The sequence below is a fragment of the Mycobacterium sp. EPa45 genome (assembly GCF_001021385.1).
In the GTDB taxonomy this organism is placed as follows: domain Bacteria; phylum Actinomycetota; class Actinomycetes; order Mycobacteriales; family Mycobacteriaceae; genus Mycobacterium.
Genome location: NZ_CP011773.1, coordinates 5,016,880 through 5,029,064, shown reverse-complemented (window position 1 = coordinate 5,029,064; position 12,185 = coordinate 5,016,880). Strand labels below are relative to the sequence as shown.

The window sequence follows — 12,185 nt, the reverse complement described above, 5'->3', positions numbered from 1 at the left end:
CCGGATTCACGACCGTCATGCAGATCTCGCCAGTGAGAATCGGCGGCGATTGAAGGCGTCATCCACTCGGTGAAGGATGTACGCGCGGCTGTGTTCCTTCACGACGCGGATGATCAACCAGCCCAACTCTTCGAGCATGTCGTAGCGGCCGATGTCTCGGACGTGTTGAGTTCGATCCGACTGGTGATGCGCACCCTCGTACTCCAGGCCGATCTTCGGGTCGTCCCATCCGAGGTCGACGAACGCCGTCGTATAGCCATCGGAGACGGGAATCTGAGTGACGGGGCGGGGAAACCCCGCGTCAATCATCAGCAGTCGCAGCCAGGATTCCCGTGGCGACTGGGCACCGGCATCCATCAGCGGCAGCGCGGCTCGTGCTCGTTGAATTCCTCGTGCGCCCGGGTAGCGATCAGCCAGCGCAAACACGGCGGCGGGTTCGACTCCCGTAGCCGCCGCGAGGGCGTCGAGGTGGGCGACCGCCTGGCCCCTCGGCAGGTGACGGGCAAGGTCGAGCGCGGTGCGTTCGGGTGTGGTGACGACCAATTCTGCCAGCGGCATGAATTCCCCTGAGCCGATGCGTTCCTCGCGCACGATGACGCCGGGCTGGCGTCGGCGGGCACGCCCGATGAGCTCGATCGGAGTTTCCGCTCCGACCCACGATGCCCCATGCAGTGCCGCTGCCGCCCGGCCGGCGACGGTGCCGCCGGGTACCCACAGTGCCGCTGCTCGGGTGCGTACGTCGAGAGTTCGTGCGGACCCCGTGGGGATGCAGACGTCAGGGTGTACAGCGGTGTAGTTCCAGCGCAGCTGACCCCGCGTGAGCAGGCCGCCGGCGACTGCTGTGCTTCCGATGAACGGCGACGACATGCCCGCATGGTGCTGCGCGGGTCTGACACAATCGCGATGAACACAGCGAAAACGCCTTCAAGGCTGTGGGATTCTAAAAATCACGACCCTGGTGTCGATCTCGCGCCAAAAAATCAACGCCAGCTGGGCAGCCAGATCTCCATGTTCCAAGTGGCCTGTGAGATCGGGACGCCGGTGAGCACCGGGTACAGCCAGGCGAAGTTCGTGATCACCAGCGCGACATAGCAGCTCACCACGATCAGCCCGAGCGTCCGTCGTTCGGCATTCTGGTTGCGGGCGTGCAGGATGTCGCCGAGGATCAGCGCGATCGCCATCACCAGGAACGGCGCCATCGGCACCGCATAGAAGAAGTACATCTGCCGGTCGATGTCGGCGAACCAGGGCAGGAAGCCGGCGCCGTAGCCGGTGAGCACGACCGCGTAGCGCCAGTCGCGGCGAACGAATGTGCGCCACAACGCATATATCAGGACGGGCACCGCCAGCCACCACATCGCCGGGGTGCCGACCAGCATCACGGCTTTGACGCACGAGGCGGACCCGCATCCCGGGACGTTCTGGTTGTCGATCGCGTACAGAACCGGCCGCAACGACATCGGCCACGTCCAGGGTTTGGACTCCCACGGGTGGTGGTTGCCCGCCGAGTTCGTCAGCGTCGAATGGAAGTGATACGCCTTGTACGTGTAGTGCCACAGCGACCGGATCGCGTCCGGCGGCTGGAACCATTGCCGTTCGCCGATCGACTGCCCGACCTCGTAGCGGTTGACGGCCGTCTCCGAGGAGAACCACGGCGCGTACGACGCCAGGTACACCGCGAACGGAATCAGCAGGAATACATACGCGCTCGGCCCGACGTCGCGGCGGATCGTGCCGAACCACGGTCGGGGCACCCGGTACGCCCGCCGCGCGGCGATGTCGAACGCCAGCGACATCACGCCGAAGAACACGATGTAGTACAGCCCCGACCACTTCGTCGCGAACGCCAAGCCCAGCAGCACGCCCGCGCCGAAACGCCACCAGCGCACCCCGAGACGCGGACCCCACGGCGTCTCGGCGATGCGGCCTTCCAGCAGCGCGTTGTGCATTCGCTCGCGGACCTGGTCGCGATCGACGATCAGCGCCCCGAATGCCGCAACCACGAAGAACGTCTGGATGCCGTCGAGCAGAGCGGTGCGCGCCGCGACGAAGCTCACCCCGTCGGCGATCAGCAGCAGCCCGGCGATCGCACCGACCAGCGTCGAGCGGCTGATCCGCCGCACGATCCGCACGACGAGCGCGATCATCACCACGCCCAGCACGGCGGTGGTGAACCGCCAGCCCACACCGTTGTAGCCGAAGATCGCCTCGCCGAGCGCGATCATCTGTTTGCCCACCGGCGGGTGCACGACAAGCCCGAAGCCGGGGTTGTCCTCGACGCCGTAGTTGAACAGCATCTGCCAGGCCTGCGGCGCGTAATGCTTCTCGTCGAAGATCGGGGTGCCCGCATCGGTGGGCGAACCGAGGTTCATCAACCGGGTCAGCGCGGCCAGCGCGGCGACGATCGCGGTGGCAACCCAGCCCTCGATGCGGTCGACCGGGCCGAAGTCGGCAACCGGCACCAACGGTCCGGGGCTGATGACAGGAACGGCGCGCTGGTGCGCGGCGAGGTCATCGGCGGTCGTGGTCATCGTCTGCGATCGTAGGCTGTCCGGCATGGGTGAAGGTCGACTGCTCCTGGGCGCCACGCCGCTCGGGCAGCCGGGCGACGCGTCGAAGCGACTGGTCGACGCGTTGGCGACGGTCGATGTGGTGGCCGCTGAGGACACCCGGCGGGTCCGCTCCCTGGCCCAGTCGCTTGGCGTGCAGATCACCGGGCGGGTGGTCAGCCTGTTCGACCAGAACGAGGCGGCCCGGGTGCCCGCCCTCGTCGACGACATCAAAGCCGGCGCGACGGTGCTGGTGGTGAGTGACGCCGGGATGCCGCTGATAAACGACCCCGGCTATCGGATGGTGACGGCCTGCATCGAGGCAGCTGTGCCGGTCTCCTGCCTACCCGGCCCGTCGGCGGTCACCACGGCGCTGGCGGTCTCCGGCCTGCCGTCGGATCGGTTCTGCTTCGAGGGCTTCGCGCCGCGCAAGCAGTCCGCGCGGCGGGGCTGGCTCGCGGGCCTGGCGACCGAGCAGCGCACCTGCGTGTTCTTCGAATCGCCGCGAAGGTTGGCTGACTGCCTGCGCGACGCGGTCGACGAGCTCGGCGGCGATCGCCGCGTCGTGGTGTGCCGGGAGTTGACCAAGGTGCACGAGGAGATCCTGCGCGGCTCGCTGGCCGACCTCGCGAAGTGGGCCGACGAGAAGGTGCTCGGCGAGATCACCGTGGTGCTCGCCGGCGCGGTCCCGACGACTGATCTGCGAACCCTGGTCGCCGAGGTCGATGCCCTGGTGGCCGACGGAATGCGGGTCAAGGACGCTTGCGCTCAAGTGGTGGAGGCGCATCCGGGCGCACCGTCCAAGCGCGAGCTCTACGACGCGGTGCTGCGTTCCCGGGCATAGAGCACCGGCGCGGCCTTGTGCAGGCATTCCTGCCACTCCGCTTTCGCGTCCGAGTCGGCGGTGATGCCGCCGCCGACACCCAACACGGCCGCGCCCTTGGCGTCGAACTCCACGGTGCGGATCGCCACATTCAGCTCGGTGCCCGCGATCGGGGACGCCATGCCGACGGTCCCGCAGTACACGCCGCGACGCCGTAGCTCCCACTGCGAAAGAAGTTGACGAGCACGATCTTTCGGTGTTCCGGTGACGGATGCGGGCGGGAAGGTCGCGGCCAGCAGCGTGGAGTTGGGCAGCTCGGGGGGCACCTTCGCCGCCACCGTCGACACCAGATGCCACACGCCCGGCGCGGCCCGAACCGTGAGAAGCTCTGCGACGGTGACTGTTCCGGTGTTGGCGACCCGGCCGAGGTCGTTGCGCACGAGGTCGACGATCATGATGTTCTCGGCCACGTCCTTGACCGACGCCAGCAGCTCGTCGGGCGGCAGGTGCAGCGGCAACGTTCCCTTGATCGGACTGGAGGTCACGTCGTCACCGGTCCTGCGCAGGAACAGTTCCGGTGACAGCGAGGCCACCGCGCCCCAGCCGCCGGCCAGGTAGGCCGCCCGCGCCGGCGTCGTTCGGGTCACCGCGTCGGCGAAGAACTCCAACGACGAGCCGCGCAGCGTGCCGGTGAATTGGGTGCACACACAGGCCTGATACACCTCACCGGCGCCGATGGCGTCCAGGCAGGCCAGTACGCCGTCCTGATGTCGACCAAAATCCGGCTCTTGCCAATCGATTTCGTACATCCCCGAAGTGGTCGGCGACGATACCGCCTCGGCCACCCATCCGGCTATCGGTGCGGCAGAAAGGCTTTCGTACCACCAGCAGCCGTCGAGATCCAGTCGCAGCACGCTGTCGGTCCAGCCACCGGCCGCCTCGGGAATTCGTGGTGGCCGGCCGTCTGCCGCGGCGTCGGGATACGACAGATAGCCGATCCATCCGCCACCGACCGCGTCACCGCTGCGTCCCGGCGGTACGGCGAACACCTGCTCGGGCTCGACCGGCCGTACCGACACGGTAGGCGCAATCACCGCCGCGGAACCGAACCACTCGCCGACCAGCGCGGCCGGCGGCGCCAACCCGCGTCGGACAGCGCCATCGGCCACCGCGCGCAGCACCTCCGCGGCGGTGCCGAGATCGCCGAGCCGGTCGGTGCGCATCGCCATAGCCTGACGCCTGCGGCCGGCAGACGCAAAGACTCAGCGGCTGATCTCCCGGCGCACGGTCACCGCGGCCAGCTTGTCGGGGTTGCGCATCGCGTAGAAGTTGGTGACCAGGCCGCCGCTGAACTCGATCGTGAAAACCCCTTCGGGCTGCTCGTTGTGATAGATCACCACCGCGGGGGCACTGTTGTAGCTCGCGACCTCCACCCGGTATTCGGGCGTGGCCTGGCGGAACAATCCGAGGATGAACCGGGCGACCTTGTCCGCCCCCAGGATGGGACGACGGGCGGCACTGGCCTTGCCGTCACTGTCGGAGGTGAACACCACGTCGGGTGCAAGCAGGCTCATCAGTCCCTCCAGGTCGCCGGTCGCGGCCGCCGTCAGGAACTGCGTGGTGAGCTGCTCGGACTGCTGCGGGTCCAGCGGCTCGAAGCGGCGCCGCCGCGAGTGCACGTGCTCGCGGGCGCGATGCGCCATCTGGCGCACCGCCGCCGTGGATTTGCCTATCGCGTCGGCGATTTCGTCGTGGCTGAAGCCGAACACCTCGCGCAGCACGAACACTGCGCGCTCGTCGGGAGTCAGCGTCTCGAGCACCACGAGCATCGCCATCGACACCGACTCGGCGAGCACCACGTCGGCGGCGCCGTCGCGTTCGTCGAGCAGCAGTGGTTCGGGGAGCCATGGGCCGACGTAGTCCTCCCGGCGGCGGGCCTGCGAGCGCAGCGTGTTCAGCGCCTGCCGGGTGACCAGTTGGGCCAGGTAGGCCTTGGTATCCCGAACCTGATCGAGATCCACTGTCGCCCAACGCAAATAGCTGTCCTGCAGCACGTCGTCGGCTTCGGTGGCCGAGCCGGTGATCTCGTAGGCGATCGTGAACAGCAGCGGTCGCAGCAGGGTGAACCGCTCGGCGTGCTCGTCGGCGGCGGTCACCGGGTCACCACTGCGTCGGCAGCCGGGCGCTTACCGCCGCCCTTGATCCAGAAGTAGGAGCCAGGCTTTCGGGCCTCGCGGCGCAGGAAGCTGATGGTGCCTTTGCAGACCGCCTCCTTGATTGCCGCCGCGGTGCGCCCACCGATGTACAGCGGCAGCGGGATGTCATTGGTGCGGGCGATCTGGATGGTGGCGCCGGTCCGCCCGAGGCTGATGCACTGCCCGGTGAATGCCTGGCTGATCACCGCGGGCTGCGCGCCGGCGAGCCGGGCCAGCACGGTGTTCGCGGCCTGGGCGCCCAGCGGAATCGCGGCCTGGCAGCTCATCCGTAGCGGCTGCCCGGACGGGGCGGCGGCGTCGCCGGCGGCCACGATGCGGTCGCTGTCAACGCTGGTCAGCGTCTCGTCGGTGAGCAGCCGGCCCATCGCGTCGGTGCGCAGCCCGGAGCGCACCGCAAGATCGGGCACCCCGAACCCGGCGGTCCAGATCGTCACGTTGCTCGCCGGCCGGCGCCCGTCGCCCAGTGTCACCGCATCAGCGGCGACCGCGGTCACCATGGCCTGCGGTCCGTCGACGATCTCGACGCCGAGCTTGCGCAGCCGCTTGGCCACCGACCGGCGCCCGGGCGTGCTGAGGTAGGGCCCCAGGACCGGGCCGCACACCAGCGTGACGTTGCGGCCCTGCTCGGCCAGTTCGGCCGCAGTCTCGATACCGGTCGGGCCGGCGCCCACCACGCACACCGGCGCCCCGTAGTGCAGGTCGTTCAACGCGGCGGTCAGTCGCTGTGCTTCCTCGAGATCTGCTATCGGATAAGCGAATTCGTCGGCACCGGGAACTGCCGGCTCGGCGGAGCCGCTGCCCACCGCGTAGATGAGGTAGTCGTACGGCAGCGGCGGCCCGCTGAACAGTTCCACCTGACGCGTCTCGGTGTCGATGCGGGTGGCCGCGTCGACCACCAACTCGATGCCCGCGCCGAGGATGTCGGCGTAGGCATGCGTGGCGTCGTCGGAACCGGTGATCAGCTGGTGCAGCCGGATCCGCTCGACGAAGTCGGGACGTGGGTTCACCAGGGTGATCTCCACTCCCGCGCGCAGCCGCAGGTGATTCGCCGCGATCACGCCGGCGTAACCGCCGCCGATCACCACAACTCTCACTCGTTGCTCGGTCATCACATCTCTCCTTTGAGGTCGCTTGAGCGTGCTGACCTCGAGACACCAGGGGGCCGGTGAATGTGACGCTACGTGACGCAGCTCACTTAAGCAGGCTGGTACCGCGGGAACACCCCGCTCGGAGCCGGCAGGTCGGTGCCCGGCGCGATGCGGACCGCGACCGCACCGAAGTCACGCGCCGTTTCACTCTGGCCGAGCAGGTCGAGCAGGGTGGCGGCCGATGTCGGCATGACGGGCTGCACGAGCAGCGCCGCGATTCGCACGACTTCCAGCGTCACGTAGAGCACTGTGCGGAACCGCTCCTGGTCGCCCGCTGCCTCCGACTTGCGCAGCACCCACGGCTCCTGAGCCGAGAAATAGCGGTTGGCGGCGCCGAGCATCGCCCAGATCGCCTCCAGCGCAAGGTGCATGGCGGGAACGTCGAAGTGCGCGCGCACCCGCGGCAACAGCTCGTCGGCGAGCGCCAGCATCTCGCGGTCGGCGTCGGTGAACTCACCGGGTTCGGGCACCTGGGCGTCGAGGTTCTTGTTCACCATCGACAGTGAGCGCTGCGCCAGATTCCCGAACTCGTTGGCCAGGTCGGCGTTGATGCGGCCGATTATCGCGTCCTCGCTGTAGCTGCCGTCCTGCCCGAACGGCACCTCGCGCAGCAGGAAGTAGCGCACCTGATCGAGGCCGAATGCGTCGACGAGTGCGAACGGATCCACTACGTTACCCACCGACTTGCTCATCTTCTCGCCGCTGTTGAGCAGGAACCCGTGCACGAAAACCCTTCGGGGCAGCTCGATTCCGGCTGACATGAGGAACGCGGGCCAGTACACGGTGTGGAACCGGATGATGTCCTTGCCGATCATGTGCAGGTCGGCGGGCCAGTACTTGCGGAACGACTCGGAATCGGTGTCCGGGAAGCCCGCGCCGGTGAGATAGTTGGTCAGTGCGTCGACCCACACGTACATGACGTGGTCCGGGTGATCCGGGACGGGCACACCCCAGTCGAAGGTCGTCCGCGAGATCGACAGATCGCGCAGCCCGCCCGAAACGAAGCTCACGACCTCGTTGCGGCGGACCTCGGGACCGATGAATTCCGGGTGCGCCTCGTAATGGGCGAGCAGCCGCTCGGCGTACGCCGACAGCCGGAAGAAGTAGGTCTGCTCCTCGGTCCACGTCACGGGGGTGCCGGTCTCGACGGAGTACTTGTTGCCGTCGGCCCGCGTCTCGAGTTCATCTTCGGTATAGAAGCGTTCGTCGCGCACCGAATACCAGCCCGAGTACGAGTCGAGGTAGATGTCGCCGGCGGCGTCCATCCGCTTCCAGATCTCGATCGAGGCGTCGATGTGGTCGGCGTCGGTGGTGCGGATGAAGCGGTCGAACGAGGCGCCGAGCTTTTCCTGCATGGCCTGGAACGCATCGGAGTTGCGCCGCGCCAGCTCAGCGGTCGGAATGCCCTCCGCGGCGGCAGTCTGCGCCATCTTCAGACCGTGCTCGTCGGTCCCGGTCAGGTAGTGCACGTCGAAGCCGTCGAGGCGCTTGAACCGGGCGATCGCGTCGGTCGCGATGTACTCGTAGGCGTGCCCGATGTGCGGCGCACCGTTGGGGTACGCGATTGCGGTGGTCAGGTAGTACGGCGGCTTGGTCATGTCAGGGTTAACCCTAAGGTGTGGGGCGTGAGTGCCAGACGCGAGCCACCGCCGCTCCCAGAGCCGTTGACGCCGTTGATCGATGCGCACACCCACCTGGACGCGTGCGGTGCCCGCACCGCAGGCGACGTGCACGCGATCCTCGACCGCGCCGAGGCCGCCGGAGTGGTGGCGGCGGTGACGATCGCCGACGACCTCGATGCCGCCCGCTGGGCTGCCGAGGCGGCCGGCTGGGATCCGCGGGTCTATGCCGCGGTCGCGCTGCACCCGACGCGCGCTGATGCCCTCACCGACGACGCCCGCGCCGAGCTCGAGCAGCTGGCCACCTACGAGCGGGTGGTGGCGATCGGGGAGACCGGCATGGACCTCTACTGGCCGGGCAAGCTCGACGGCTGTGCCGAGCCTGCCGCTCAGCGGGAGTCTTTTGCCTGGCACATCGACCTCGCTAAACGCACCGGTAAACCACTGATGATCCACAACCGCGACGCCGACGCCGAGGTGCTCGACGTGCTGCGCGCCGAAGGACCGCCGGAGACGGTCATCTTCCACTGCTTCTCCTCCGGCCCCGAGATGGCCCGCACCTGCGTCGATGCCGGCTGGGTGCTCAGCTTGTCCGGGACGGTGAGCTTCAAGAACGCTCGTGACCTGCGGGAGGCGGCCAGAGTGATCCCGCCGGGCCAGCTGCTTGTCGAAACCGACGCGCCGTTTCTGACCCCGCATCCCTACCGCGGAGCGCCCAACGAGCCCTATTGCCTGCCCTACACGGTGCGTGCGCTGGCCGATGTCGTCGACCGTCCGGCACAGTTGCTGGCCGAGCAGTCGTCGGCCACCGCACAGCGGGTCTACGGTGTCTAAGGGTCTGTTGAGAGCGCCGAGCCCGGGTTGCTCCGGACCGGGATGGTTCGTTACCGTCTTGTGATCAAAGGGGAGCCGCATTGGCGCCCCTGTTTGTTTGTTAGCACCTAGGCAGGACCGAAACTCTTGAATGCGTTGACCAAGCTGCACCAGTCACCATCACCGATCCTTCGACTTGTTGTCGCCGCAGTGCTGCTCACGCTGGCAGGTGCCGGGGCATTCGCGGTCAGTTCCCACAAGACCGTGACTTTGAACATCGACGGCGCCCAGATGAAAGTCAGCACGATGAAGTCGCGGGTCATCGATGTCGTCGAAGAGAATGGCTACTCCGTCGGCGACCGCGACGACCTCTTCCCCGGCGCCAATCAGACCGTCGCAGAAGCCGAGACGATCGTGCTGCGCCGCAGTCGTCCGCTGCAGATCTCGCTGGACGGCCAGGACGCCAAGCAGGTGTGGACCACCGCGTCGACCGTGGACGAGGCGCTGGCCGAGCTGAGGATGACCGACACCGCCCCGGCCGCCGCCTCGCGCGGCAGCCGCCTGCCGCTGGAAGGCATGGCCCTTCCCGTGGTCAGCGCCAAGACGGTCCAGATCAACGACGGCGGCGTGGTGAATACCGTGCACCTGGCCGCGCCGAATGTGGAAGGCCTGCTGGCCGCCGCGGGCGTCCCGCTGCAACAAGCCGACTCGGTGGTCCCCGCGCCGTCCTCGCCGGTGATCGCCGGAATGCAGATCCAGGTGACCCGCATCCGGGTCGAAAAGGTCACCCAGCAGATGCCCCTGGCGCCGGCGGCTCAGCGCATCGAGGACCCGACGCTGAACATGAGCCGCCAGGTCGTGGAGGATCCCGGAACGCCCGGCGTGCAGGACGTGACTTTTGCTGTCGCCAAGGTCAACGGGGTGGAAACGGGCCGGCTGCCCGTTGCCAACATTGTCGTTGTCCCGGCGCGCGATTCCGTTCTGCGGGTCGGCGCCAAGCCCGGAACCGAGGTGCCTCCGGTGGAGAACGGGCCCATCTGGGATGCCATTTCCAGGTGTGAAGCGGGCGGAAACTGGGCTATCAATACCGGGAACGGTTACTACGGCGGTGTGCAATTTGATCAAAACACCTGGGAAAGAAACGGCGGACTGCGCTATGCTGGGCGTGCCGATCTGGCGACCAGGGAAGAACAAATTGCGATTGCTGAAGTAACACGATCGCGACAAGGCTGGGGAGCGTGGCCCGTGTGTGGTAGGGGTGCATCGTGACAATTCGTCTGCTCGGGCGGACCGAGATCAGAAATCTAGCCAAAGAACTCGACTTCAAGCCGCGTAAATCTCTGGGCCAGAATTTCGTACACGACGCAAATACCGTGCGCCGTATTGTTTCCGCTTCAGGGATCAATAAGCACGACCATGTCCTGGAAGTCGGTCCCGGCCTGGGTTCCCTCACGCTGGCGTTGCTGGACCGTGGCGCGACGGTGAGTGCGATCGAGATCGACCCCGTGCTGGCCCAGCGCCTGCCGAAGACAGTTGCTGAGCACTCGCACAGCGAGATCCACCGGCTGACCGTGCTGAACCGCGACATCCTCGGTATCGAGCGCTCCGACCTGGTCGAGCCGCCCACCGCCGTGGTGGCCAACCTGCCGTACAACATCGCCGTCCCGGCCCTGCTGCACCTGCTGGCCGAGTTCCCGTCGATCCGGACCGTGATGGTGATGGTCCAGGCCGAGGTGGCCGAGCGGCTGGCGGCTGAGCCCGGCGGCAAGGACTACGGAGTGCCCAGCGTCAAGGTGCGGTTCTTCGGCAAGGTCCGCCGCTACGGCATGGTGTCGCCGACGGTGTTCTGGCCGATTCCTCGGGTGTACTCCGGTCTGGTGCGCATCGACCGTCATGAAGTCTCGCCGTGGCCGACCGATGACGACTTCCGTCAGAAGGTGTTCGACCTGATCGACATCGCCTTCGCCCAGCGGCGCAAGACGGCCCGCAACGCGTTCCTGGAGTGGGCGGGTACGGGCAACGAGTCCGCCGAACGACTGCTGGCCGCCAGTATCGATCCCGCCCGCCGTGGTGAGACGTTGACGGTCGCCGATTTCGTCCGGCTGTTGCAGCGCTCCGGTGACTTCACGACATCGACGGACTCTTCGGAAGGCCCATCGCGGCCGGCTCAGGTGTTCTGAGCGCTTCCGCGCACCGTCTCGGCGAGGTGATGCACCAACTCGGTGCATGACGGGTACCGCCGGTCCGGATCCTTGGCGATGGCTCGGGCCAGAACCATGTCGAACGACCTGGACAGCCAGGGCGTCGTCTTCGAGACCTCGGGTGGCGGCAGATGCATGTGCGCGTCCACCAGCGCCAGCGGGTTGTCGCAATCGAACGGTGTTGTGCCGGTGAGTAATTCCAAAGCTGTGCACGCCAGTGCGTATTCGTCGGTCGCCGCCTGCGGCAGGCGACCCTGCAGCAGCTCAGGTGCTGCGTAGGGCAGCGAAGTCACCACCTGGACGGGCCGGTGCCAGACGTCCTCGGCGAGGATATGCGCGACGCCGAAGTCGATCAGGACCGCGCCATCTTTCCGAAAGTCTTGGTGCACAAGAATATTCGCGGGCTTGACATCACTGTGCACAACACCGTCCCGGTGGGCGTGGTCGAGTGCAGCTGCGATCTGGCGCAGCGCTTCGAGCCGGGTGTCGAGTGACGTCAGCCCGGTCGCTTTCCCGCCGTCGACGTACTGCATCGTCATCCAGTGCGGGCCGTGGTCGTACACCGTCACGATGTGACGGTGTCGCAGCCGGGCGGCGATTCGGTACTCGCGGGCCAGCCGGGACACGCTGCTCGGGTTCCGGTGTTCGACGTCGAGCACCTTCAGCGCGACGAGGTCCGGTGTCCGGCCGGGGTCGCGGGCGAGATAGACCGTCGCCTCGCCGCCGCGGCCCAATTCGTCTCCGACGACGTAGCCCGCGAACGACTGCCCCGGATGAGCCACGCTTCGACCCTAGATCGCAGGTGGACGACGACCG

11 protein-coding genes are annotated in these 12,185 nt (G+C 67.3%); 4 read left to right on the top strand and 7 right to left on the bottom strand.

Annotated features, from left to right (window positions below; genetic code table 11):
* Positions 1-15 precede the first annotated feature (15 nt).
* Both AB431_RS23690 and AB431_RS23685 read right to left on the bottom strand, forming a co-directional pair.
* The gene (locus tag AB431_RS23690) at positions 16-867 is read right to left on the bottom strand and encodes a type IV toxin-antitoxin system AbiEi family antitoxin (protein WP_047331992.1); all 852 of its coding nucleotides are present in this window, start codon (positions 865-867) and stop codon (positions 16-18) included.
* Positions 868-980: 113 nt separating this feature from the next.
* A complete protein-coding gene (locus tag AB431_RS23685; RefSeq protein ID WP_047333744.1) occupies positions 981-2,531 on the bottom strand; it encodes a dolichyl-phosphate-mannose--protein mannosyltransferase in 1,551 nt (516 codons plus the stop codon).
* 25 nt (positions 2,532-2,556) lie between these two features.
* Between AB431_RS23685 and rsmI the strand changes: the two genes are divergently transcribed.
* On the top strand, positions 2,557-3,393 hold the full coding sequence (gene rsmI / locus AB431_RS23680) for a 16S rRNA (cytidine(1402)-2'-O)-methyltransferase (RefSeq protein ID WP_047331991.1): 837 nt from the start codon (positions 2,557-2,559) through the stop codon (positions 3,391-3,393).
* On the opposite strand, the gene AB431_RS23675 is transcribed toward rsmI, so the two are convergent.
* The 4 genes from AB431_RS23675 to metG all read right to left on the bottom strand — a co-directional run bounded on the left by AB431_RS23675 (position 3,363) and on the right by metG (position 8,334).
* Positions 3,363-4,595: an aminodeoxychorismate synthase component I gene (locus tag AB431_RS23675; protein WP_047333743.1), complete on the bottom strand. Its 1,233-nt coding sequence runs from the start codon at positions 4,593-4,595 to the stop codon at positions 3,363-3,365. The two genes, rsmI and AB431_RS23675, sit on opposite strands and share 31 nt — an antisense overlap.
* Positions 4,596-4,634: 39 nt before the next feature.
* Complete coding sequence (locus AB431_RS23670) at positions 4,635-5,528, bottom strand: RNA polymerase sigma-70 factor (protein WP_047331990.1); 894 nt, start codon at positions 5,526-5,528, stop codon at positions 4,635-4,637.
* A complete protein-coding gene (locus tag AB431_RS23665) occupies positions 5,525-6,697 on the bottom strand; it encodes an NAD(P)/FAD-dependent oxidoreductase (protein ID WP_047331989.1) in 1,173 nt (390 codons plus the stop codon). The genes AB431_RS23670 and AB431_RS23665 overlap by 4 nt, the downstream gene beginning before the upstream one ends.
* An 86-nt stretch (positions 6,698-6,783) precedes the next feature.
* Complete coding sequence (gene metG / locus AB431_RS23660; protein WP_047331988.1) at positions 6,784-8,334, bottom strand: methionine--tRNA ligase; 1,551 nt, start codon at positions 8,332-8,334, stop codon at positions 6,784-6,786.
* Between the two features lie 18 nt (positions 8,335-8,352).
* Between metG and AB431_RS23655 the strand changes: the two genes are divergently transcribed.
* From AB431_RS23655 to rsmA, 3 genes are all read left to right on the top strand, one after another.
* Complete coding sequence (locus AB431_RS23655) at positions 8,353-9,189, top strand: TatD family hydrolase (protein ID WP_369802944.1); 837 nt, start codon at positions 8,353-8,355, stop codon at positions 9,187-9,189.
* Between the two features lie 126 nt (positions 9,190-9,315).
* Positions 9,316-10,437, top strand: a complete 1,122-nt coding sequence (locus AB431_RS23650; protein ID WP_082135787.1) for a resuscitation-promoting factor — start codon at positions 9,316-9,318, stop codon at positions 10,435-10,437.
* Positions 10,434-11,348 (top strand): 16S rRNA (adenine(1518)-N(6)/adenine(1519)-N(6))-dimethyltransferase RsmA, encoded by a 915-nt coding sequence (rsmA, locus tag AB431_RS23645; RefSeq protein ID WP_047331986.1) that lies wholly within the window; start codon positions 10,434-10,436, stop codon positions 11,346-11,348. The genes AB431_RS23650 and rsmA overlap by 4 nt, the downstream gene beginning before the upstream one ends.
* Here rsmA and AB431_RS23640 read toward each other — a convergent pair.
* Complete coding sequence (locus AB431_RS23640; protein WP_047331985.1) at positions 11,336-12,151, bottom strand: serine/threonine-protein kinase; 816 nt, start codon at positions 12,149-12,151, stop codon at positions 11,336-11,338. The genes rsmA and AB431_RS23640 overlap by 13 nt on opposite strands.
* Positions 12,152-12,185 lie beyond the last annotated feature (34 nt).